The sequence below is a fragment of the Pseudomonas sp. R1-1 genome, from assembly GCF_051132135.1.
Lineage (GTDB): Bacteria > Pseudomonadota > Gammaproteobacteria > Pseudomonadales > Pseudomonadaceae > Aquipseudomonas.
Map to the genome: position 1 here is coordinate 4476914 of NZ_CP071663.1, position 24087 is coordinate 4501000.

General features: G+C 60.3%; 22 protein-coding genes. All 22 read right to left on the reverse strand.

Annotated elements, in window-relative coordinates; all coding sequences use genetic code 11:
* Nucleotide 1: 1 nt before the first annotated feature.
* The 22 genes from fliG to J3P75_RS20175 all read right to left on the reverse strand — a co-directional run bounded on the left by fliG (nt 2) and on the right by J3P75_RS20175 (nt 24086).
* Entirely contained in the window at nt 2–1021 is a 1020-nt protein-coding gene (gene fliG, locus J3P75_RS20070) for a flagellar motor switch protein FliG (protein ID WP_016984305.1), read from the reverse strand.
* Nucleotides 1014–2801, reverse strand: coding sequence for a flagellar basal-body MS-ring/collar protein FliF (gene fliF / locus J3P75_RS20075; RefSeq protein ID WP_090282355.1), 1788 nt, complete (start codon nt 2799–2801; stop codon nt 1014–1016). The genes fliG and fliF overlap by 8 nt, the downstream gene beginning before the upstream one ends.
* A gap of 15 nt (nt 2802–2816) precedes the next feature.
* Nucleotides 2817–3146: a flagellar hook-basal body complex protein FliE gene (gene fliE, locus J3P75_RS20080; protein WP_090282354.1), complete on the reverse strand. Its 330-nt coding sequence runs from the start codon at nt 3144–3146 to the stop codon at nt 2817–2819.
* Between the two features lie 127 nt (nt 3147–3273).
* Nucleotides 3274–4656, reverse strand: a complete 1383-nt coding sequence (locus J3P75_RS20085) for a sigma-54-dependent transcriptional regulator (RefSeq protein ID WP_434711349.1) — start codon at nt 4654–4656, stop codon at nt 3274–3276.
* 5 nt (nt 4657–4661) lie between these two features.
* Nucleotides 4662–5873, reverse strand: a complete 1212-nt coding sequence (locus J3P75_RS20090) for a sensor histidine kinase (protein ID WP_434707919.1) — start codon at nt 5871–5873, stop codon at nt 4662–4664.
* Nucleotides 5874–5983: 110 nt separating this feature from the next.
* Nucleotides 5984–7459: a sigma-54 dependent transcriptional regulator gene (locus J3P75_RS20095; protein ID WP_203421214.1), complete on the reverse strand. Its 1476-nt coding sequence runs from the start codon at nt 7457–7459 to the stop codon at nt 5984–5986.
* 172 nt (nt 7460–7631) lie between these two features.
* On the reverse strand, nt 7632–7928 hold the full coding sequence (locus tag J3P75_RS20100) for a flagellar protein FliT (protein ID WP_434707920.1): 297 nt from the start codon (nt 7926–7928) through the stop codon (nt 7632–7634).
* Nucleotides 7929–7939: 11 nt separating this feature from the next.
* Nucleotides 7940–8338: a flagellar export chaperone FliS gene (fliS, locus tag J3P75_RS20105; protein ID WP_434591011.1), complete on the reverse strand. Its 399-nt coding sequence runs from the start codon at nt 8336–8338 to the stop codon at nt 7940–7942.
* 129 nt (nt 8339–8467) lie between these two features.
* The gene (gene fliD / locus J3P75_RS20110) at nt 8468–9916 is read right to left on the reverse strand and encodes a flagellar filament capping protein FliD (RefSeq protein WP_093103483.1); all 1449 of its coding nucleotides are present in this window, start codon (nt 9914–9916) and stop codon (nt 8468–8470) included.
* An 82-nt stretch (nt 9917–9998) separates the two neighbouring features.
* Nucleotides 9999–10355, reverse strand: a complete 357-nt coding sequence (locus J3P75_RS20115; protein WP_434591017.1) for a flagellar protein FlaG — start codon at nt 10353–10355, stop codon at nt 9999–10001.
* A gap of 72 nt (nt 10356–10427) precedes the next feature.
* Entirely contained in the window at nt 10428–11279 is an 852-nt protein-coding gene (locus J3P75_RS20120; RefSeq protein WP_434707921.1) for a flagellin domain-containing protein, read from the reverse strand.
* Between the two features lie 242 nt (nt 11280–11521).
* Nucleotides 11522–11788 (reverse strand): hypothetical protein, encoded by a 267-nt coding sequence (locus J3P75_RS20125; RefSeq protein WP_434707922.1) that lies wholly within the window; start codon nt 11786–11788, stop codon nt 11522–11524.
* Nucleotides 11785–13074 (reverse strand): motility associated factor glycosyltransferase family protein, encoded by a 1290-nt coding sequence (locus J3P75_RS20130; protein WP_434707923.1) that lies wholly within the window; start codon nt 13072–13074, stop codon nt 11785–11787. The genes J3P75_RS20125 and J3P75_RS20130 overlap by 4 nt, the downstream gene beginning before the upstream one ends.
* 86 nt (nt 13075–13160) lie before the next feature.
* Nucleotides 13161–14087: a ketoacyl-ACP synthase III gene (locus J3P75_RS20135; RefSeq protein ID WP_434707924.1), complete on the reverse strand. Its 927-nt coding sequence runs from the start codon at nt 14085–14087 to the stop codon at nt 13161–13163.
* Nucleotides 14088–14314: 227 nt separating this feature from the next.
* The gene (gene pseI, locus J3P75_RS20140; RefSeq protein WP_434591029.1) at nt 14315–15367 is read right to left on the reverse strand and encodes a pseudaminic acid synthase; all 1053 of its coding nucleotides are present in this window, start codon (nt 15365–15367) and stop codon (nt 14315–14317) included.
* Nucleotides 15360–16865: a UDP-2,4-diacetamido-2,4,6-trideoxy-beta-L-altropyranose hydrolase gene (gene pseG, locus J3P75_RS20145; RefSeq protein ID WP_434707925.1), complete on the reverse strand. Its 1506-nt coding sequence runs from the start codon at nt 16863–16865 to the stop codon at nt 15360–15362. Before pseG ends, pseI begins: the two co-directional genes overlap by 8 nt.
* On the reverse strand, nt 16862–17557 hold the full coding sequence (gene pseF, locus J3P75_RS20150) for a pseudaminic acid cytidylyltransferase (protein ID WP_434707926.1): 696 nt from the start codon (nt 17555–17557) through the stop codon (nt 16862–16864). The genes pseG and pseF overlap by 4 nt, the downstream gene beginning before the upstream one ends.
* Nucleotides 17554–18174: a pseudaminic acid biosynthesis-associated methylase gene (locus J3P75_RS20155; protein ID WP_434707927.1), complete on the reverse strand. Its 621-nt coding sequence runs from the start codon at nt 18172–18174 to the stop codon at nt 17554–17556. The genes pseF and J3P75_RS20155 overlap by 4 nt, the downstream gene beginning before the upstream one ends.
* Nucleotides 18175–18202: 28 nt before the next feature.
* Nucleotides 18203–19363, reverse strand: coding sequence for a UDP-4-amino-4,6-dideoxy-N-acetyl-beta-L-altrosamine transaminase (gene pseC, locus J3P75_RS20160; protein ID WP_434707928.1), 1161 nt, complete (start codon nt 19361–19363; stop codon nt 18203–18205).
* Complete coding sequence (gene pseB / locus J3P75_RS20165) at nt 19360–20361, reverse strand: UDP-N-acetylglucosamine 4,6-dehydratase (inverting) (RefSeq protein WP_434707929.1); 1002 nt, start codon at nt 20359–20361, stop codon at nt 19360–19362. Before pseB ends, pseC begins: the two co-directional genes overlap by 4 nt.
* Nucleotides 20362–20384: 23 nt before the next feature.
* A complete protein-coding gene (locus J3P75_RS20170; protein ID WP_434707930.1) occupies nt 20385–23294 on the reverse strand; it encodes a glycosyltransferase family 2 protein in 2910 nt (969 codons plus the stop codon).
* 54 nt (nt 23295–23348) lie between these two features.
* Nucleotides 23349–24086, reverse strand: coding sequence for a cephalosporin hydroxylase family protein (locus tag J3P75_RS20175; RefSeq protein WP_434707931.1), 738 nt, complete (start codon nt 24084–24086; stop codon nt 23349–23351).
* Nucleotide 24087 lies beyond the last annotated feature (1 nt).

A 24087-nucleotide genomic window follows, 5' to 3' on the forward strand; every position in this document is an offset into this window, starting at 1 on the left:
CTTAGATCATTTCCTCGCCGCCCTTGCCACCGAGCACGATCTCGCCGGCCTCGGCCATGCGGCGGGCAATGGTGAGGATTTCCTTCTGCGCGGTTTCGACGTCGCTGACGCGCACCGGGCCTTTGGCTTCGAGGTCGTCGCGCAACAGTTCGGCAGCACGCTTGGACATGTTCTTGAAGATCTTTTCCTTGACGCCTTCGTCCGAACCCTTGAGGGCCAGCACCAGCACGTCGGACGAGACTTCGCGCAGCAGCGCCTGAATCCCGCGGTCGTCGACGTCCGCCAGGTTGTTGAAGACGAACATGAGGTCTTCGATCTGACCGGACAGGTCTTCGTCGACTTCGCGGATCGAGTCCATGAGCTGGCCTTCGATCGAGCTGTCGAGGAAGTTCATGATGTCGGCCGCACGCTTGATGCCACCCAGGGTGGTGCGCGAGGCGTTCGAGTTGCCGGAGAACTGCTTCTCGAGAATCTGGTTCAGCTCTTTCAACGCCGCCGGCTGCACGGTGTTCAACGACGAGACGCGCAGGATGATGTCCAGACGCACCTTGTGGTCGAAGTTGCCGAGCACTTCACCGGCCTGATCCGGGTCGAGGTACGCGACCACGATCGCCTGGATCTGCGGGTGCTCGTAACGGATGACGTCGGCGACCGCGCGCGGCTCCATCCATTTCAGGCTGTCCAGGCCGCTGGTGTTGCCACCGAGCAGGATGCGGTCGATGAGGCCGTTGGCCTTGTCTTCGCCCAGCGCCTGGGTGAGCATTTTGCGCACGTAGTCGTCGGAGCCGACGCCGAGGCTGGTCTGATCGCCGACGATGTCGACGAACTCGCTCATGACTTGCTCGACCTGCTCGCGATGGACGTTGCCCATCTGCGCCATGGCCACGCCGACCCGCTGCACTTCTTTCGGGCCCATGTGGCGCAGCACTTGCGCAGCATCGGTCGATCCGAGGGACAGCAGCAGAATCGCGGCTTTGTCGACCTTGGTCAGTTTGAGGGTGGCGGCTCGGTTATCACTCATCTGCGTTAATCCACTCTTTCACGACCTGAGCCACGCGACCCGGGTCTTCAGCTACCAGACTCTTGATTGCATTCAGCTGCGCGTCATAACCCTCGCTCGGGCTCGGCAACAGAATGCTCTGCGGACCACCGAGGCTTACGCGGTCGTTGGCCAGTTCGCCGTCCAGGCCGCCCATGCCACCGAGTTCCACGTCGCTGCCCAGACCGGCCAGCTCCTTGCCTTTGCCACCGCCGGTGATGTTGTTGAGCACCGGACGCAGCACACCAAACACCAGCACCAGGATGAACAACACACCCAGCACTTGTTTGACGATGTCCCAGAACCATGGCTGGGAGTAGAACGGAATATCGGCAATCACTTCGCCGCGCTCGGCGGAGAACGGCATGTTGATCACGCTGACGCTGTCGCCACGGCTGGCATCGAAACCGACGGCGTCCTGCACCAGACGGGTGAAGCGCGCCAATTCATCGGCGGTCCACGGCGCACGGCTGGTTTCGCCGTTGGCCGCGTTGACCTTGACCTGATCGTCAACCACCACCGACACCGACAGGCGATTGAGACGGCCCTGTTGTTGCTTGGTGTGACTGATCGAACGGTCGAGCTCGAAGTTCTTGGTGGATTGTTGACGCTTGTCCGCCGGGTACGGCGCGAGCATCGGCTGACCGGTGGCCGGGTCCATGATCTGCTGACCGTTGGCATCGACCAATGGCTGACCTGGCTGGATCATCCCCGCCGGAGCAGCAGCGCCGCCGGTGGTTTGCGGTGCCGAGGCTGGCGACGGTGGCTGGTTGCTCAGGGCACCGGGCACACCTTGCGGGCCATTGCTGGCGGTGCGTTGTTCGTTGACCGACTGCTCGCTGCGCAACGCCGGTTGATCCGGGTTGAACTGCTCGGCGGTCGACTCGACGGCACTGAAATCGATGTCGGCGGAGACTTCAGCCTTGTAGCGATCGTTGCCCAGCACCGGTTGCAGAATGTTGTGCACGCGCTGGGTGAGCATGCTTTCCATGCGGCGGCTGTAATCGAACTGCTTGCCGGCCATGGTCATTTCGGAATTTTCCGCCTGATCGGAGAGCAGGTTGCCCTTCTGATCGACGACAGTGATCTGCGATTTGCTCAACTCGGGAACGGACGTCGCCACCAGATTGATGATCGCCACCACCTGGCCCGGCTCCAGCGAACGACCGCTGTACAGCTCGACCAGTACCGAAGCGCTCGGCTTGCGCTCGTCACGCACGAACACCGAACTTTTCGGAATCGCCAGGTGCACGCGGGCACCCTTGACGTTGTTCAGGCTGGAAATGGTGCGCGCCAGTTCACCTTCGAGGCCGCGACGATAACGGGTCGCTTCCATGAACTGGCTGGTGCCCAGACCCTGTTCCTTGTCGAGGATTTCGAAACCGATGTTGCCGTCGCTGGGAGTGACACCAGCGGCCGCAAGTTTCATCCGCGCACGGGACAGGTCATCGGCCTTGACCAGCAAGGCGCCGGAATTGGGTTCTACGTTGTAAGGGATGTCAGCGGCGGCGAGGGTTTCCATGACCTGCTTGGCGTCCAGGCCGGCGAGGCTGCCGTACAGTGGACGGTAATCCGGCTGCTGCGACCACAGCACCACGGCAAAGCCAATCGCCACGCTCGCGGCCAGACCGACCAACAGGCCGACCTGACGCAGCACGGTCATCTGGGAAAGGTTTTCCAGAAAGGACAGGCCGAACAGCGGCGGTTTGCCGTCGATCGGGGTGGCCTTGGCCGGAACGTTATCAGCGACTGCTTCTGCCATGACTCAATCTCGCCCTTATACCGGCATCTGCATGATGTCTTGATACGCCTGAACCAGTTTGTTGCGCACCTGGGTCAGAGCCTGGAACGACACGCTGGCTTTCTGCGACGCGACCATCACGTCGGTCAGATCGACGCCGCTCTTGCCGACCTCGAATGCGTTGGCCAGTTGAGTCGACGCCTGCTGGGTATCGCTGACTTTGTTGATCGCCTGACCGAGCATGTCGGAAAAGCTGCTGCCCGCCAGTTCAGGAACAGCGGCGGTCGATTTGCGCGCAGACATGGCATCCACTTTCATGGCCTGCATGTCCATCATCAACCGATTAAATTCAATACCTTGGCTCATGGTCTACTCTCTTGGGCGGCCCGCAATTTTTTGACACTTCACTCGGCGGGTACACAGGTATTAGCAACAAGGGTGCCAGCTAACGGGCACCCCTTTGAGAAAAACATGTTGATTGTTGCGCGGCGATTCAGGTGGCGAACAGATAGCCTTCAACGTCCATCCCGGCATCGCGCATCTGCGCCAGTTTGTAGCGCAAGGTACGCGGGCTGATGCCGAGTTTTTCCGCGGCTTCCTTGCGTCGGCCGCGCTCGGCCCGCAGGGTGTCGATGATCATCTGAAACTCCCGGCGGCGCAGGTCATCGCCCAGCGCACCGGACGAATCCGCCTCGACTTGCAGGTCTCGAATCGCCGGTGCGGCGACCGGCAAAGCAGCCACCGGCAGCGCACCGGCGAGACAGAAATCCTGCGGCTGAATCATCCCGCCCTGCTGCAGGATCAGCGCCCGTTGAATGGCGTTATCCAGTTCACGCACATTGCCTGGCCATGGGTAGGCCGTCAGGCTTGCTTGCGCTTCAGGCGAAAGTCTTGCTGCGGCGTGCTTCATTTTATTGACGTGTTTGGCCAGCAATCTTTCCGCCAGCGGCAGGATATCGGCAGTGCGCTCGCGAAGTGGACGCCAGGCCAGAGGGAAAACCGACAGGCGGTAAAACAGGTCCTCACGGAAGCGCCCCGCCGCCACTTCGCCCGCCAGATCACGGTTGGTGGTGGCGACCACGCGGATATCCAGGGTGATTGGCTTGCGTGCGCCGACGCGCTCGACTTCACGTTCCTGCAAGACACGCAGCAACTTGGCTTGCAGGCCAAGGGGCATTTCCGAGATTTCATCAAGCAAAATAGTGCCGCCGTCGGCCTGTTCGAACTTGCCGGGCTGAGCGGCGATGGCGCCGGTAAACGAACCCTTCTCATGACCGAACAACGTCGCTTCGAGCATGTTGTCGGGGATCGCTGCGCAGTTGATCGCGATGAACGGTTGATTGGCGCGGTGCGACTGCTGGTGAATGTAGCGCGCCAGTACTTCTTTACCGGTACCGGATTCGCCGGAGATCAATACTGTGGAATCGCTGCGCGCCACCCGTGCGGCGAGATCGAGTAATTGCGCACTGGCCGGCTCGACGGCTATCGGCCCTTCAGCCTCAGCACCACCGATGCTACCCAACGCATGCCGCGCCACCAGATCGAGCAGTGCTCTGGGTTCGAAAGGCTTGACCAGATAATCTGCCGCACCCTGACGCATCGCGTCGACGGCGCGTTCGACCGCACCGTGGGCGGTCATCAGCAACACCGGCAATTGCGGCTGACGCGCGCGCAACAGCGCGAGCAATTGATGACCGTCCATGCCCGGCATATTGACGTCACTGACCACCAGGCTGAAGGCTTCGTGCGCTACGGCCGTCAAGGCGTCCTCGGCGCAACCGACCGCGCGGTAATCGTGCCCGGCCAGCAACAGCGTATCGGCCAGCGCTTCGCGCAACGAACGGTCATCTTCGACCAGCAACACCTTGATGCCCATGGCAGTCACTCAACTCCTTGTGCGGCAGTAAACAATGGCAGGATCACCTGCGCGCGGGTGCCGCGGCCGACCCGCGAACGCAGCCGCAATTCTCCCTGATGCGCCCTCGCCACGGCCTTGACCACGGTCAGGCCGAGACCGGTGCCGGTGACTTTAGTGGTGAAAAACGGTTCGCCAAGGCGCGCCAGTACGGCCGGCTCGATGCCGCTGCCATTGTCGCTGATGCACAGACGCAGGGTGTTGTCGCGGGTGTAGCAATGGACTTTCAGACGGACTGCGCCGGCACTGGCCTGAATCGCGTTTTCGATCAGGTTCAACAGCGCGCCGACCAGCGTGTCGCGATTGCATAGCAGCTCGCCGGCATGGCTGTCGCACTGCCAGCGGATCGGCAAGTCCTGCACATGGGTCAGCGCCGCGGCTTGCAGCGCCTGCATCAACGCGTTGGGGCTGAGGCGATCGGTCAGCGGCAATTCGCCGCGCGCGAACACCAGCATGTCGCGCACCTGATGTTCCAGCTCATGCAGACGCTCTTTAAGACGTCCAGCGAAACGCTGCTGCGTGGCGACCGTCAGCTCCTGCTCAGTCAAATGGCTGGCATACAGCAGCGCGGCGGACAGCGGCGTGCGGATCTGATGAGCCAGCGAAGCGACCATACGGCCGAGCGAAGACAGGCGCTCGTGGCGCGCCAGTTGATCCTGCAGATGACGGGTTTGCGTCAAATCGTTGAGCAGCACCAACTGCCCCGGCTCGGCATCCAGCGAGCGAGTAGCAATCGACAAGCGTCGACCGTTTTTAAGGGAGATTTCGTGACCATCGTCTTCGCGCGGTGCGAAGCAGCGGGCGATCACCTGGCGCCACAATTCGCCTTCCAGCGGCAGGCCGAGCAATTCAATGGCGGCCGGATTGGCTTCGCAGACAATACCGCGGCCGTCGATGACGATGACGCCACCGGGCAACAGATCAAGGAGATTTTGCAGACGGTTGGCCAAACGTTCCTTTTCTGCCAGCTCCTGCATGCGCTGGGCGCTGACCACGGCCAGCTCGCCCTTGAGCTCGGTCACCCGCGCTTCGAGCATGCTGTAGGAGTCGGTCAACTGGCTGGACATCTGGTTGAACAGCTCGAACGCCTGCTCAAGGCCCTGACGGCTTGCCTGCTCTACGGACGAGGGTTGCCCCACGATATTGGAGGCAGAAGAGATCTGGGCGGCTTGGGGCATTGTGCTCTCTCGCTTGGCTGACCGTCAGTGAAACGGAACGTTGCGAGGGCTGTAGCAATACCCGTGCCTAAAAAAAAGCGCTTATAAATGAAGCGCTTGGAAAACAGGCGTCAATCATCCGCCTGTTCGTCTCCATCGCGCCGGCTCATGCCGTATTTGCGCATCTTCTCCACCAGTGTGGTACGACGGATGCGCAGACGTTCCGCCGCACGCGCCACGATGCCATTGGCATCGTCCAGCGCCTGCTGGATCAGGCCCTGCTCCAGACCACCGAGGTAGTCCTTCAGATCCAGGCCTTCTGGCGGCAGCAATGCGTTGGCGCTGAAATCCGGCGTGTGACCGTTGATCGCCACGCGCTCTTCCAGATCGCTGCGCAGGCTGTCGACCATCTGCTCGTCTTCGTCGTCGACGTAGCGGAATTTCTTCGGCAACTCGACCACACCGATCACCCCGTACGGGTGCATGATCGCCATGCGCTCAACCAGGTTGGCCAGCTCGCGGACGTTGCCCGGCCAGCCGTGACGGCACAGCGACATGATCGCCGCCGAGTTGAAACGGATCGAACCGCGCTTTTCATGTTCCATACGCGAGATCAGTTCGTTCATCAGCAACGGGATGTCTTCGACGCGCTCACGCAGCGGCGCCATCTCGATAGGGAACACGTTCAGGCGGTAGTAGAGGTCTTCGCGGAAGCTGCCGATCTCGATCATGGTTTCGAGATTCTTGTGTGTCGCCGCGATGATGCGCACATCGACGCTCTGGGTCTTGTTGCTGCCCACGCGCTCGAAGGTGCGCTCCTGCAGCACGCGCAACAGTTTGACCTGCATCGGCAGCGGCATGTCGCCGATTTCGTCGAGGAACAGTGTGCCGCCGTTGGCCAGCTCGAAACGCCCGGCACGGCTGGTGATCGCCCCGGTGAAAGCGCCCTTCTCGTGGCCGAACAGTTCGCTTTCCAGCAGCTCTGCCGGGATCGCCCCGCAGTTGACCGGCACGAACGGCGCGTCACGGCGCTTGGAATGGTAATGCAGGTTGCGCGCGACCACTTCCTTGCCGGTGCCGGATTCGCCGAGGATCAGCACGCTGGCGTCGGTGTCGGCGACCTGCTGCATCATCTGACGCACATGCTGGATCGCCCGGCTCGTGCCGACGAGACTGCGGAACAGATTGGGTTCGCGATGACGACCGCGCTCGCGGGCCTGGTCATACATCTCGCGATAGACCTGGGCACGGTGCAGCGAATCGAGCAATTTGCTGTAGCTGGGCGGCATTTCCAGGGTCGAAAGGACCCGCCGACGCTGGTCTTCAGGCAAGTCGACGGAAGAATTATCGCCCATCAACAAAACCGGAAGGAACTCATCCCAGGTTGAGAGTGTCTTTAGCAAGCCCAAAAGCGCACCAGGAGCATTGACGGTCCCGATCAGTACGCAAATGACCTCACGACTAGACGACAAAGAGCCGACTGCCTGCTGCCAGTCATGGCTGCCGCAGGGTAAATTTTCTTCACCAAGAAAATTCAAAATCACCGCCAGGTCGCGGCGGCGGACGCTATCGTCATCGATCAGCAGAATTTTGGTTTCACGCCACATGCAATAGCAACTTCCCTAGTCAACTCAATGCCCGAAAAATGGGGCAAGCGAGACGCTTGCAGGACACCATGTGCCTGTAGACGCCCTAAATCTGATAATAGCCACTAGTTAAGTCAAAAAACCGTGCACAGTCAAATTTATGGCGCATATGCCTGGATTAACTGACGGTTAATCAACCAAACAGATGGTAAACCTTGGCCGCTTTTTGCGCTTGGGTGATCTGCGACATCTCGTTGGCTATCGCCTGCCGCTCGCCCATGGCCACTTCGAGAAGCTCCTTGTAAACGAACAGCAGCTCTTCGAGGTTGCCGCGCAAGGCGACTTCGTCCAGCGACGCTTCCGCCATGACGTCTTCCATGCAGGACCGGCAAGCCAGATCCAGCTCGCCGATGGCTTCCCAATTGCGTTCGGCCAGAGCACCGACCAGCGCTTCACGGGTATCGGCAATTCGCTGCAATACAAGACTCATGACGCTCTCCTTCAGAACTGCGGAGCAGGCACAGGCGCGATGGCGTCCCAGCCTTCCTTGACCGTGCTCAGCAAGCCGGCAACCTCGTCGAGAATGCGCGGGTCACTGCTGATGTTCGCCTCGGCGAGACGCTTCATCATGTAGATGTACAGGCCGTCGAGGTCAGCCAGCGCCTCGGCGTTGTTTTCCAGATCAAGCCCCTCGCGCAGGCCACTGACAATGCCGATCGCCTTGCTGATCGACGTGCACTTGGCGGGGATGTCCTTGCGCTCGATGGCGCCTTTGGCCTGAGCGATACGGGCCAGGCCACCTTCCATCAACATTTGCACCAGACGGTGCGGGCTCGCTTCGGATGTCTGCGCATGGGCACCGACTTTCTGATACTGCCGAAGGGCTAACATCGGGTTCATGTTCTACCTCATTGCCACAATGACTCGTATAACCAGTGTATCGCCAACGAGCCTGAAAACTTTAGATCAAAAGACAAAAACCCGGCACACGCTGAGCTAGCGTAGCCGGGTTTTTGTCGTTACCAACGGTTACTTCGCGGACTGCTGCGCGTTGAGCGAGCTGAAGAACGAGGTGATGTTGCTCGCCGTCGCTTTCATCTGCCCTACCAGCAAGTCCATGGCGTTGTACTTGGCGGTCAACGTCGTGGTCAAGTTGGCGACGCGCAAGTCCAGCGCCACCTGCTGCTTCTGCAAGCTGCTCGTCAGATTGGTCAGATTGGAACTGCGCTGATCCAGCAGCCCGCCGGTCTTGACGTAAGGATCGACCGCCGCGCTCATGCGTGCCAACAGACCATTTTTCGCGTCGGTACCGCTGAACAATTGCTGGACCTGGCCAGCCATGCCCGGGGTTTCCATACGCTTGTTGAACACGGCGGTGTCGAGGGTCAGCAAACCAGTCTTGCTGTCAGTCAACACGCCCATCTGCGAGAGCACGGACAATTGCCCTGCTCCGCCCGCCCCTGGATCGGTCAACTGAGCGCGCACATCCGCCATCAACGAACGCGGCAGAGCGTCACCCGTGAAGGCTGCCGAAACGGTCAGATTGCCATCGGCGTCCGGCGTTGCCTTGGACAAGGTGTCGATGGTTTTCTTCAAGGTGTTATAGGAGTCGATGAACGACTGCAGCGATGTTTGAATCCCGGCAGTATTGGTGGCGACCGACACGGTAGACGGCGTTGCCACGCCACCGACGACAGGACTTGCGGTGACCAGATTCAGGGTCATGCCGCTGATTGCACCAGTCACGGTATTGGTCTTGCTGGTAACGGCGAGGCCGTCGATGGTCAGACTGGCATCCATCGCCAGCTTACCGACAGCGCCGGACGCACCGGCTGCCGGGCTGCTGCCCATTTCCTGGGTGCCATCAATCTCCAGACCGGCGATCCCGCTGACCTTCAGGTCCATGCCGGCACCTGTCTTGTTCGAGCTGAGCACCAGACGCGACGAACCGGTGCTGTCGGTCACGATGTTGGCCGAAATACCGTTGCTGGCCTGCGCGGTGTTGATCGCATCGCGCGTGGACTGCAGGGTGGCATTGGCCGGAATCGCGACATTGTAATCAATGCCATTCTGACTGATTTTCAGAGTACCACTCGGAATGGCACTGGCGGCCCCGCCGGCGAAGGCGGCACTGGCTACTTTCGAGCCGGTGGCCAGATTTTTCACAACAACGCTATAGGTACCCGGTACAGCGGTTTTATCCGATGTGGCACCGACAACAGTCGGCGTGTCCGAAGTCGCAGTAAAACCGGCGAACGCCGGGCTCGTTGCCTTGTTCAGATCACCCATTGCTTTCTGGTATGCCGCCAAGGCGCTTTTCAGCGAACCGACGCCGGAAATCTTCAGGCTGTTGGTTTTGGTTGCGGTATCGATCTGCGTCTGCTTGGCAGACTTGTCGGCGTTGACCAGCGCAGTCACGATCGCGCCGATGTCCAGGCCGGAACCCAGTCCGGAACCCGGTAGAATTGGACTTGCCATGTGCATCTCCCTTCAGATTGTTGCCATTCTTTTGACCGTTACAGGCGTCTTGGGAACGAACAAACACGATTCATGCCATTTATCAGACTTTGGCGTCGAACAACACGTGACTTGCGTTGGCGAGGCTGTCCGCCAGCTTGAGGGCTTCGGCGGAAGGAATCTGTCGAACGACTTCACCCGTCTCGCTTGCGATCACCTTGACGATGACTTTGCCGGAATGCTCGTCAATCGAGAACTCCAGATTACGCTTGATCGACTGGACGAACTTTTCGATCTCTTGCACCGCCAGTTTTAACTTGGCGCTGTCCGAATCCTGATCCTTGACAGCGACCGGTGCTTCAGTCTTTTGGACTTTAGGCAGCTCTGACGGTTTGTCAGCAACCGGTGTCACTGGCTTGGGAGCCGGATAAGACACGTTAAGCTTTACGCTCATGTCCATGCCCATCACCTCTTAACGTAAAAAAGCGAGAGAGCACGACAAGCGCACTCCCCCGCTTAAACTCGATCCGAATTACTGAAGCAGCTTCAGTACAGCGGAAGGCAGTTGGTTGGCTTGAGCCAGTACGGAGGTCGAAGCTTGCTGCAGAGTCTGCTGCTTGGTCAGGTTAGCAGTTTCAGCGGCGAAGTCGGTGTCCTGTACACGACCCTGAGCAGCGGTGGTGTTTTCAGTGATGTTCTGCAGGTTCTGGATGGTGCTGGTCAGACGGTTTTGCGAAGCACCCAGGCTGGCACGGGTTGCACCGATGTTAGCGATAGCTGCGTCGATTGCAGTGATCGCGCTGTCGATGTTGGTAGCAGCGGTAGCAGCGTCTGCACCGGTCAGTACAACAGTAGCGCTGCCAACCGACAGGCTGACGGCGTCGAACTTGGAGCTCAGTACCAGGTCGATGTGGTTAGCCGAACCGGTGTTTGCGCCCACTTGCAGGGTCACAGTACCAGCCGAACCGTCCAGCAGGTTTTTGCCGTTCAGGTTGGTCGAAGCCGAGATACGGGTGATCTCGTCGGACATCTGAGCGAATTCAGCGTTGGTAGCGGTCTGGTCAGCAGTGCCGTTGGTACCGTTACGGGCTTTAACAGCCAGTTCACGCATACGCTGCAGAATGTCGGTAGTCGCTTGCAGAGCGCCTTCAGCGGTCTGGGCAACGGAGATACCGTCGTTGGCGTTCTGGATGGCCTGGGTGTTACCGCGGATCTGCGAGGACATACGGTTGGAGATTTGCAGGCCAGCGGCGTCGTCTTTGGCGCTGTTGATTTTCAGGCCGGAAGACAGGCGCTGCATCGAAGTGGACAGAGCGTCGGAAGCGCGGTTCAGGTTTTTCTGAACGTTCAACGATGTGGTGTTGGTGTTTACTGTTAAAGCCATGACGAATTCCTCGTTGGTTGGGTACTGCGGCTTCCGGCCCTGGCAACCGCCGGGTATGGCCTAGAGAACCTTCGTAATAGTTATCGTCGGGTTTGCAGGTTGCTTGAGGGCTTTTTGAAAAAATTTTGCCATCACCACGCCACCCCCGAGAAAACAAAGACTTAGCCGCCGTCCCACCGCGAAAAACTGACGCCATAAAACCGCCTGCCGCGCAAAGCGGCGGGCCCGCGCCATCGGCCTGTTCAGGCCGCGACACTTTCCAGCAGATCGACCAGTTCGTACTCCATATAATCGGCCAGGGCCAGCCAGTCCTGGCGCTCCTGGCATTCGAACATTTGCGTCAGCACCTGCGCCCACTGTTGCTGAGTCTCTATAGAGGCAGACGCCAGGCATTGCTGGGCGTTTTCGAAGACATCGACCATGCTCAGCGCGGCCTCGACATCACGGCCCAGGCGAAACAGCGCTGCGGTGTCGCGGCACTGTTTTATGCAAGCGCTCAGGGCATTCATTGCACGAACTCCAGGTTGAACGCGGTTCCGGCGATCAGCGCCCCGGATCGACTGCTGTTGAGAAACTCGACCTGTGGATGCGCAGCAATGTAGCGCTCAAGCACACACAGATAACCGCGAAAGTTCAGCTGAGTGCTGACGCGCTGACCATGGCCGTCACGCACCCAGTGCCGCGCCTGATTCACCGGCGGCCCGAGATCGCCGTCATCCCAGCCGGCGTGAGTCTTGTTCATCGGGAAGGCGAAGTCAGCGCCAAACAGGGTGACCGTCGCAGCGCCCATCTTCACTGCAAGATCCACCGCCGGATGAATCACGCTGCCGCCGACGTGCAACTGGCCGCGCGGGTAGCGCTCACGTAAGTCCGCATAGATCGGGCTCGCGGAATAGCCGCCATAACGTTTGCCCTTCCACGCCTGCAGTACGGTCGGATCGCTCATCGGCAGATACACCAGCGGGATGCCATCGGACTGCTCAAAAGGCAGATGCCGGAAGCTGATGCGCTGATCGATGCTCACTACAAGGTCAGGCGCAATCCCGTGCTCGCGCAGCGGGCGATAAGCGGTATCGACACAAATGAACAACGGTCGCTCGGCACGTTGGCGGATCGCCGCCAGACTTTCGAAGTGCTGCTCCAGGCTCGGCCCGGTGGCAATCACGTAAATCTCCCGCCCGGCGCAGCTACCGAACAGTTGCGCCACGTCGGCATCGCCGAGCAGCACCGGCAGGCACTCCTGCAAGCGCTGCTGGATCTGCGCTGACTGCGGATCGAACTCGCGGTTGTTGAACGTCAGGTGAATTTCATTGACCAGCCGATCGCGAATCTTCGCATTGCTGTCATCGGCCAGCAGCAACTCGGCAGGCAGGGCGAAAAACGGCGTGAAGAAGTCAGCATGCTCATCGGCGTAAAACAACTCGACGCGCGGATCGTCCAGCCAATGGCGCTGATCGAGCAGTTGCAGCACCAGTGCGAACAGCGCGCCATTGAGGATATGCACGTACAAGCGCTCAAGACCGGCACGCTCCAGCAGCACACCGGGCAAATCGCCCAGACCGGTGCCATAGACATGCAGTTGCGGTTTTTCCGCCAGGCTCGCTGCCTGTACCTGCGCCTCATGCAGGCGATCATGACGGCTGGTCAGTTGCACGCCATTGACGCTCAGCGTCGCGCCGAGCCCGTGCACCAGTTCAGCAGCAACGCTTGCGCTGTCCTCGCCCAGCAAGCGCTCGAACAGCGCCGGCCAGCGCCGCTGCAACACCTGGGCATTGGCTTGGAAAAACTCGCTCATGACGCCTCGCGCTCCGTATCAGGCAAAAAAATAGCGTTCAAGGTTAACCTTGAACGCTATTTTTGTATCCGCTGTTTTTGCGTCGATCAGGGACGATAGATGATCGCCGAACCCCACGACAGACCCACCCCGAAGCCGCTCAGCGCGACCCGCTGCCATTGCGAATCGAGCGCGTGCTTTTCCAGCAGCAACGGGATGCTGGACGACACGGTGTTACCAGTCTCGACCATGTCCTTGATGAATTTCTCCGGCTCGCCTTCGAAACGTCGCGCCACGGCATCGACGATCGCCGCGCTGCCCTGGTGAATGCAGAACGCATCGATGTCATCGGACTTGAGGCCGGAATCATCGAGCAGCTCGTGCAAATGCGCCGGGACCTTGAGCAGGGCAAAGTTGAACACCTGGCGCCCGTTCATGAAGAACACGCCGTCGGTGACTTTCAAATGCGGTGCGCCGGAACCGTCCGTGCCGAACTTGGCCTTGCCCAGCGCCCAGGTCGGGTCTTCGCCCATCCAGGTTGCAGTGGCGGCGTCGCCGAAGAGCATGGTGGTGTTGCGGTCTTGCGGGTCGACGATTTTCGAATACGGGTCGGCGGTGATCAGCAGGCCGTTTTTCAGGCCGGCGGCTTCCATGAAGCCTTTGATCGCGTAGATGCCATAGACATAACCGGAGCAGCCCAGGGAAATGTCGAACGCCGCTACGTTGGTTGGCAGACCCAGTTTGTCCTGCACGATCGCCGCGGTGTGCGGCAGGCCTTCTTCGTCGCCGTTCTGGGTGACGACGATCAGCGCGTCGATCGATTCGCGCTTGAGCTGCGGGTTGCTGGCAAACAGCGCATTGGCCGCTTCCACGCACAGGTCGGAGGTTTCCTGTTCAGCGTCTTTGCGCGGCAGGAATGCCGAGCCGATCTTGCCAAGGATGAATTCTTCATCCTTCTCGAATTTTGCACCTTGTGCGTAATTGTCCACGCCGGCTACAGGAACGTAGCTCGCAATGCTTTTTATGCCAATCATTACGGCTTCCCAATAAAAAACAGCCCAAGACCACCGCTCGCAAGGATTTCGAGGGGCGCTGACAAACAGCAAATGGCCGCCACAACGGGCAGCCACGGGGAGCGCTAAGGGCTATCACTGGAACCGCAATACGGGCCAGGCGCCATCTCCCCGATCAATACAATACAGTGAAGATGCGCGTTATGACTCGCAGGTCACGCTATTTAGCCGAATCGGTGCAGATCGGCTTATTCGAGCAGCGACCAGTCCAGCGGCGTACCGCGCTTGATCGGCGCGCGGGCGCGGCGGCCGAGAACCGCGTCGGTGTGCTTGGGCGGCAGACCGAGACCCGGGCGAATCGCGCGCAGATTGTCGCGACTGAAGGTGTCACCGGCGGCCATGTCGGCGGTGACATACAGCGAGCGCCGATACACCAGCGACTTGCGCTCGGCCTCGGTGACGCCGTAATGGACCTCGCCCATGGCTTGCCAGGCACGCTCGGTTTCCACCACCAGGCTGGCCATTTCTGAAGGTTCCAGGGAGAAACTGGCGTCAACGCCACCGGCTGAACGGTCGAGGGTGAAATGTTTTTCAACCACCGTCGCACCCAGCGCCACCGCTGCCACCGAAACACCGACGCCCATCGAGTGGTCGGACAGCCCGACTTCACAACCGAACAGTTCCCGCAGATGCGGGATCGTACGCACATTGCTGTTGAGCGGGGTCGCCGGATAGGTGCTGGTGCACTTGAGCAGCACCAGATCCTTGCAGCCCGCCTCGCGAGCGGCACGCACGCTCTCATCCAGTTCGGCAATGCTGGCCATGCCGGTGGAAATGATCAACGGCTTGCCGGTGGCCGCCACACGACGAATCAGCGGCAGGTCGGTGTTTTCGAAACTGGCGATCTTGTAGGCCGGCACATCGAGGCTTTCGAGAAAATCCACTGCGCTGTCATCGAACGGCGTCGAGAACGCGAGCATCCCCAGCTCTTTTGCTCGGGCGAAGATCGGCGCGTGCCACTCCCACGGCGTGTGGGCTTTTTCGTACAGCTCGTACAGCGAGGTGCCAGCCCATAGGCTGCCCGGATCCTTGATGAAAAATTCACCTTCGGACAGATCCAGCGTCATGGTCTCGGCGGTATAGGTTTGCAGCTTCAAGGCATGCGCCCCGGCCCGGGCGGCGGCCTCGACGATTTGCAGGGCGAGCTCCAGCGACTGGTTATGGTTGCCGCTCATCTCGGCAATGATGAACGGCGGCGCATCGGCACCGATCAAGCGATTGCCAATCTTGAAGCTAGTCATGCGATTGATCCTTCAGAACACGGGTGAACACGCAGGCGTCCTGGCTGAAGCCGGCGTCACGAAACAGACTCAAAGAAGGCGCGTTGCCCGGCAAAACCCGGGCGCTGATGGCTTGCAGTTGCGGCCAATGCATCGCGACAAACGCTTCGCCCCGAGCCAGCAACGCCCTGCCCCAGCCCAGACCGATTCGCCCCTCGAGCAGATACAGCGAAACCTCCGCATCAAACCCGCGCAGGTCATAGCGCACGACACCGACCGAACCGTTGTCAGCCTCGGCGATGAGCAGCAACCGCTGCGGATTGCGCAGACTCGCCGACAGCCAGTCCAGATGCTGCGGCCAGTCGATCATCCCGGAATCCAGCGACCCGCGCCGCACCGCGTCGGCATTGCGCCCATCGAACAGCAACTGCGCATCGTCCAGCGTTGCCGGGCGCAGCTTCAGCACCGCCCCGGCCAACGCTGCTGCGACGCGCTCGGCGCCGCGGCCATCGACCAGTTGCCGCGAGCGTTCAGCCAGGCTCTGGCGCAAATAGAAATTGTTGGCGACGAAGCCGACCGCATCGCGCAATTGCTCAACGCTGACTTGCTCACGGGCGCCGAGAAACACATGCGCGCCCGCAGCGGCCATGACTTCGCCGTTGGCCTGCTGGTTGTTCGAGACCGCGATACAGATCGTCGGCAACCCGAGCGCCGCACGCTCCCAACTGGTACCGCCGCCCGCGCCGATGAACAGATCGGCTTCAGTCATGCGCTGATAAAAATCGCTGACGAAACTGTGCAAGCGCCAGTTCGGCCGCGTCTCGGCCAACGCCTGCATTTGTGCCCACGCCGGGTTGTCGGCGCCGGCAACGAAATCCACTTGCAGCTCGTTGAGATCGGCCAGGGCGAGCATCGCATGATGGGTCTGCATCGCCGCATCGAAGCCGCCAAAGTTGACCAATACCCGGCGCGCCGTCGGTTTGATCTCGATTGCCGCGCAAGCGAATTCCTCACGCAACATCGCATAGCGCGGGCCGAGCAAGGTGCGGCATCCCGCTGGCAGCAGCGGCGCATAGTTTTCGCTGAGGCCGGACAGATTCTGGTTGAGCAACAGGTCGACGCTGTAGCGCCGGGTCGCCAGATCATCCACCGCCGCGATGCGATGCGCCCAGCGCCGCGCCGCGGTTTGCCAGTGATGGTCGAGGCCGTAATGGTCGACGATGATCCAGTCAAACTCCGCTTGCCCGTCCAGACACTGGCCCAGCGCATCGATGTCGAACTGCCACGGCAGCATCGACTCGATGGACTGCAGCGGGTCTTCATCGCGATAGCGCTCGGGCAGCGCGAAGGTTTCGAAGCCCTCGGCACTCAAGGCATCCAGTCGATGCCCGGGCAACCGCCGGCAGGCAAACGCGATATGGCTGCCCTGCTGGCGCAGAACCCGCGCCAGGGTCAGGCAACGGGCGATGTGGCCGCTACCAATGGTCGGCGAGGCGTCGGCGCGAATCAGCACTCTCATGTCAGCTCTCCGCCCGCCTTGAGCGCTGCGTACAGGTATTCGGCGCGTTTCCAGTCTTCAGGCGTGTCGATGTCCTGGACCAGATACCGCGGCAGGATCACCGGCAGGCTGGCTGGCGAATACAGCACGTCACCGCGCAACCACGCCGCGCTGCGCCCCCAATAGAACTGACCGGCATCCTGATACGCCTCGGGCAGGTCCTGCGAGCGGGTATTGCGAAACTCAGGATACAGCGCCGTCAAGGCACCCTCGCCGTCCACGGTCAGCGCGCGCTGCACCGGAAACGCGAAATTGCAAACGGAGAATGCGAATGATCGATGCGGATGCTGCTCCAGCAACTCGAAACCCTGACGCAGATAGCGCACCTGCAAAAGCGGCGCAGTGGCGTAAATACAGCAAGCGAACTCAAAGGACGGCAACTGCTCCAGCGCATGCGCGATGACCGCCGCAGTGCCGGTAAAGTCATCGGCCAGTGCTGCCGGGCGCATGAACGGTACCTGCGCACCGTGCGCCCTCGCGATGTCGGCAATCTCGACATCGTCGGTGCTGACCACGACCTGCTCGAACAATCCTGAATCCAGCGCTGTGCGGATCGAGCGGACAATCATCGGCACGCCATCGAACGGCAAGAGATTCTTGCGCGGGATACGCTTGCTCCCGCCTCGGGCGGGGATGATTGCGACGTTGCTCAAGGGCGTTTTTCCAACAGGAACCAAGTGATGTCGTCCGCCGGAAACTGCGGATCGCGGTGATAGACGAAACCATAATCGACCAACTGCAAGTCAGCAAAGCGGTCGAGCATTTCCCCGGCGAAATCACGCTTGAACAGCTTGCCGTTGTTGCCACGATAGGCGACTTCCACCGGCGCCGGATTGTAATACTCGGCGATCAGGATGTAGCGCTGGCTCAGCTCGTACAACTGCGCATAGGCGCGCGGCAACAGCTCAGGGGCCAGATGGATCAGCACGCCTTTGCTCAGGGTCAGATCGTAGCGACGTTCGGCAGGGAAATCGAACAACGAACCGTGCCAGATCTGCGCAATGTCCAGCGCCTGCGCCTGCGCACACGCGCTTTCGTTGATCTCGACCCCGAACAGTTCGCAGCGCGGCAATAACTGACGCAGTGCCTGCAAATTGTTGCCGGCGTTGGTGCCCAGCTCCAGCAGACTGTCAACGCGGCCCGCGCGGCTCAGCGCTTTGGCGAAGAACCCTAGATTGCCCGCCACCAACGCCTGACCGACGTTGCGCTCAACGTACTGGTTGCCGAACTCACCCTGCCAGAATCTTTCCTGCTCGCTCAGATCGCGCATTGCACAGTCTCGTCCACCGCCGCAGCGGTCATTCTTCGGTCAGTCGCCGCAGTTGCTCGACTACATGATCCTGCTGCTCATCGCTCAGCAAGGGGAACAGCGGCAAGCTGATGGCTTGAGCGTAATAGCGTTCAGCCTCGGGAAAATCGCCCTCGGCAAAACCCAGGTCGCGATAGTAAGGCTGCAAGTGCACCGGGATGTAGTGCAGATTCACGCCGATACCAGCGCCGCGCAAACCTTCGAAGACCTGACGATGACTGAGACTGATGCGCTCGGTTTGCAGACGCACCACATACAGGTGCCAGGCAGACTCCGCTTCTTCCTGCGGGCTCGGCAACGTCACCGGCAAATACGCCAGCAAGCGATCATAGCGTGCTGCCAGTTCGCGACGCCGGGCGACGAACTCGTCGAGCTTGCTCAGCTGTGACAGCCCCAGCGCCGCTTGCAGGTCAGTGATCCGATAGTTGAAGCCCAGCTCGATCTGCTGGTAGTACCAAGGCCCGTGACCGGGCTCGGTCATCTGCTGCGCATCGCGGGTCATGCCGTGGCTGCGCAGGCGTTGCAGACGCTCGGCCAGTTGCAGGCGATTGGTCAGGACCATGCCGCCCTCGGCGCTGGTGATGATTTTCACCGGGTGGAAACTGAACACCGTCATCGCAGCAAATTCGCCGCACCCGACCGGCCGCCCGGCGTAGCTCGCGCCGACGGCGTGCGAGGCGTCCTCGATCACGATGAAGTTGTAGCGCTCGGCCAGTTCGGCGATGCGCCGCATGTCACAGCTCTGCCCGGAGAACGCCACCGCGACCAGCACCTTGGGCAGCGTGCCGTCGCGCTCGGCCTGTTCCAGCTTCGCCGCCAGCACCACCGCGTCGAGGTTCCAGGTCAGCGGATCGATGTCGACGAAATCCACCTCGGCGCCGCAATAGCGCCCGCAGTTGGCCGAGGCGATAAAAGTGTTCGGCGTCGTCCACAAACGATCGCCCGGCCCCAGCCCCGCCGCCAGACAAGCGATGTGCAGCGCCGCGGTGGCGTTGCACACCGCCACGGCGAAATCGGCCTGGCAACGCGCGGCCATCGCCTGCTCGAAGCGTTCGATGGTCGGGCCTTGGGTCAGCCAGTCCGATTGCAGGACCTCGAGCACCGCATCGATGTCCGCCTGATCGACACTTTGCCGACCGTAGGGGATCATACCGAGAGCTTCGCGTGCAGATCGGCGATCTGCCCCACTGAAAGGAACTGCGGGTTGGTGTCGGAGCGGTATTCGAAATCTTCGCTCACCGCGCGCCCGCGCTCGCCGAGTTTGTCGACGGCAAAATCGACATCGACGCTGGTGAAGCGAATCGATGGCTGAATCGTGTAGTGGTCCTCGAACTCGAGGGTCATGCGCGCATCGTCCAGCGGCACCATCAGTTCATGCAGCTTTTCACCGGGACGGATGCCGACGTTTTTGTGCGGCAGGTGCTCGGCCATGCCACGCGCCAGATCGACAATGCGGATCGACGGGATCTTCGGCACGAACACTTCCCCGCCGTGCATGCGGGCGAAGCTGTCGAGCACGAACTGCACGCCGTGATCGAGGGTGATCCAGAACCGGGTCATGCGCTCGTCAGTGATCGGCAACTCCTTGGCACCGTCGGCGATCAGCTTGCTGAAAAACGGCACCACGGAGCCGCGCGAACCGGCGACGTTGCCGTAACGCACCACGGCAAAGCGGGTCTGCTGCTCGCCGGCAATGTTGTTGGCGGCGACGAACAGCTTGTCCGAAAGCAACTTGGTCGCACCGTACAGATTGATCGGGCTGGCCGCTTTGTCGGTGGACAACGCCACGACTTTCTTCACGCCATTGTCGATGGCAGCGGCGATGATGTTTTCCGCGCCGTTGACGTTGGTGCGAATGCATTCGGTCGGGTTGTATTCGGCCGCCGGTACCTGCTTGAGCGCGGCGGCATGCACCACGTAGTCGATGCCGCGCATGGCTTGACGCAAGCGATCGGCGTCACGCACGTCGCCGATGAAATAGCGCATGCACGGCGCGTTGAAGGTCTGCTGCATCTCGTACTGTTTCAACTCGTCGCGGGAGAACACCACCACGCGCTTGGGCTGGTATTGCTCGAGCAAGCGACGGATGAAGTTGCGCCCGAACGAGCCGGTGCCGCCGGAGATGAAGATCGATTTACCGTTGAACATGTTGTGATTCCTGTCCGGCGAGCTTAAGCGAGCAACTGTGCCCAGTTGATCGGGGCACTTTCGCCCAGGGTAAAACCTTTGCCGGTGAGAGCCAGGTTGGCGTTGTACGCCGGATCCTGGGCAAAGGCGTCGGGCCATTTTTCACGCAATGCCGCCAATGCCGCTGGCGCCTGTGGCAGCTCGCCGGTGTGCAGCACCTGCACCAGTGGCGTCCAGACGGTGAGGTAACCGGCCTGACCGGCCTTCAGGCACAGATCGACATCGGCATAGCCGTCAGCGAAGGTCGCTTCGTCGAGGCCGCCAACGGCATTGAACAGCTCTTTGCCAACCATCAGGCATACCCTGGAGACGGCCGAATAATTCTGCTCGACAACCAGCCGCTGCATGTAGCCCTCGGCCTTGTGTTGCTCGCCGATGAAAGGCGAACCCACGCCTTCGTTCAGACCAAGAATCAGACCGGCATTGGCGACTTTGCCATCGCGATCGACGAGTTTGGCGCCAACGATGCCGACTTCAGGACGCTGGGCATGGTTGAGCAGCGAATCGATCCAGTTCGGATTGACCACTTCGCTGTCGGCGGCCAGCAGCACCAGGTATTCACCCTGCGCCTGCTCGCTGGCGGCGTTGTACAACGCGACTTCGCTCAGCGGCTGGTCGGCACGCAACACGTTGACCTTGGCGTGGCGCAGCGTTCCCAGCCAATCGTTGACCGCTGCCGACTGCTTGCCGTTGGCTGCCAGCAGCACTTCGTAGCGGCTGTAACGGGTTTTGAGCAGCACGCCCTCCAGGCAGCGGCGCAGTGCCGGCAAATCATCGATAACCGGCACAATGATCGAAACCAGTGGCTGCTCAGTGTGGCGATAATCGATCTGCCAGGTGCCCGGCGCCGCCGAAGTGACTTTGGCCTTGTAGCCGCGATTGCCCAAGTGACGCAGCAACGCCTGACGCTCGTGGGCGTTTTCTTCCAGAGGCGCCTGCTCGGTGATAAGCAGTGGCTCGTCGAGATGCGCGAGACCGTCAAGTCCGCCCTGTTCGATGATGCGCAGCAACAGATCGAATTCCAGCGCCTTGCTGAAGTCGGCCTGATAACCGCCAGCGTCAAGCAGCACCTGACGACGGATCAACCAATGCCGCGCCATCAGCGACGGCACGCTTTGCAGCAGATCAAGATTGAAACCGGGGCGGAACACGTCGACCAGTGCACCGTTTTCCTTGCGCTGGATTTCATCGGTAGCGACAGCACGCACACCGTCGGCGCCCATCAGTTCAAGGCTGGCGCGCAACAGGCCGCTGGCGGTGAACTCATCACCGGCCTGAGCCAGCATCAACCAGTCGGTTGGCGACTGCTGAGCGCTCTGGTTGAGTTTGTCGACGAGATTGCCGGGCGTGACACGGACAAAGTGCAGAGTGTTATGCACGGTGGTCGCTGTTGGTGGTTCGCCGGTGGTGAACACGACAATCTTGAACGCTTTGCAATGGCCTTCCAGCAAGCTGTCGAGCGATACCTGCAACTTGTCGATGTCGTTGTCCAGATCAAGCAGGAAGATACCGAATTGCGGGCCGCCGCCGTCTGTCGTCCGATGCTCGCCGATCGACTGCAACTGCCCGATCGCCGGCGCGCGGGCAGCCAGCCATTGCAGCAGGCGGCCGGATTTCATCTGGTTGAAAACAGCTTGATGATCGTCGAGCGTCAAGGACTCAAGGCGGGCGATCCACTCGCCCATGGCTTGCGCGGTTGACTGGTCATCGCCACGCTCAAGTTGCGCCGCCAACCGTCTGGCCACAGTCAGGTTGAACGCATTCAGATCATGGGCTTGCCACAACCGATCAACTACGCTCTCCGGCGTATCGTTATTGCGCGCTTGCAACAAGTGCGCCTGACGCGTCCACACACCTTCCAGCCCTTCCAACTGAAAACAACCGGCCGGCAGGGCGTGCAGCATGAATTCGAACTGTTCCAGACAATCAAAAAACGCTTGGTTGTAAAACGGCATTTCGACGTATTGCAAAGGACCGAAACGGCGATTCGGCCTTCTCGATTGCTGATGCCAGATTGACTCGAAAATCAGCTCGGCCGTCAGCGCCCGGCCTACAGTCAGGCTATCAGCCATAGCCGCAAAGCTTTCCAGAACGAATTCCTTGACCTGCCGGGCGTCGAGACCATCGATATCGGTGGGTAACGAACTGAGAAAATCGGCAAACGCTTCACGTTCCGCGACCGACTTGGTATCGAGATAGGTCAGCGAGTGAGACACATACGTATTGTGCTCGGAAACGCCGTAGTTGATTTCACGTACCACATACGGAATCGGCAGGATCCTCGCCTTGGCGCTGGCCAGCAGGAAATACACGTGACCGATTTCCTGCCACTGAAAACTGGTGTCCTGAGGCAACGAGGAGTGCCAGGTTTTCATCAGGTCGGTGCGGGTCACCGCGTAGAACGGCGGAATGTACTGCCTCATGTAGTCCATCACGCGATCCTGCGCCCGGTCGGACGCATAGTCTTCCTGGACTTTTTTGTCGCGTCGGTAGTAATTCACGCCATCGGCCGTCGGCAGGTACATCAAGCAATAGCCATGGCACATGCCATAGTCACGGTTGGCCTGAAGAAAGCCGACAGACTCGTAGAGCGAATCGAACACGATGAAATCGTCATCAGCCGCCAGCATCATGTATGGCGTGGTCAATTGCTCAACGCCATAAGCCAGCTTCGCCTGCATGCCCCAGTAAGCGAATTGCGGAACGTGGTGATAATCGACAAAGGAGAAATCGCCCTCAGGCCGCTCTGGCGTAGAGTCCAACACCATGATCCTGCAGGGCAAGTTGCTGTAGTACTTGACCGCCCGGCGCAAGTACGCCGGCCGATTGTGCGTAATCAGCACCACGGTCAACAGCTCGTCGAGCGGTAATTCAGAATGGTACTTGCCTTGCATAACTTCTCTCCACAACCGGCGACTCGCCGAAACAACGCTGGGTAATGTTGCGAATTAACGAACGCGGCGCAGATAACCGTCCGGCGCCACGGTGATCAGCAGCTTGTTCTGCATCTGCCGATCGATTTCAAAATCCTTGTTCTCTTCCAGGTATTTCCACACGGCGGTTTTCGGGTTATCGCCATGGCCCCACGGGCGATCAGGGAAAAAGTCCGCCGGCATGTCTTCAACCACGGTGTCCATCACCACGCAGTAGCTGCCCACCGAAACCAGTGGCGCGTACAAGCGTAGTTCCTCGAGTACATGGTCGTGGGTATGGTTGGAATCGAGGACCAGAATCACTTTCTTGCCCTCGGCAACCGCGCGGACTTTCTGCGCGGTCGCCTCGTCGATACTCGAACCTTCGATCATCTGGATGCGCTTGGCCATCGGGTGGCTTTCGATGGCCTCACGGTTGTGCGGGCGAATATCGAGGTCGATACCCAGGACTTCGCCGTGGCCCTGCAGCTCCAACAGCGAGGCGTAATAGATGATCGAACCGCCGTGAGCGATGCCGCATTCGATGACCAGGTCCGGTTTGACCTGCCAGATGATCTCCTGCATGGCCATCATGTCTTGCGGCAACTGGATGATCGGACGGCCCATCCACGAGAAGTGGTAGCTGTATTTATGGCGGGCCGATTCGTTGAAGAAATCCCGGGCCAGCGCTACCACTTTCTGGTCCTCACCCTGGCGCGCGATCTCTTGTTGGCATTCGGCTTCGAAGGCTTTGTGGAGGTTGTTCTCGGTCATC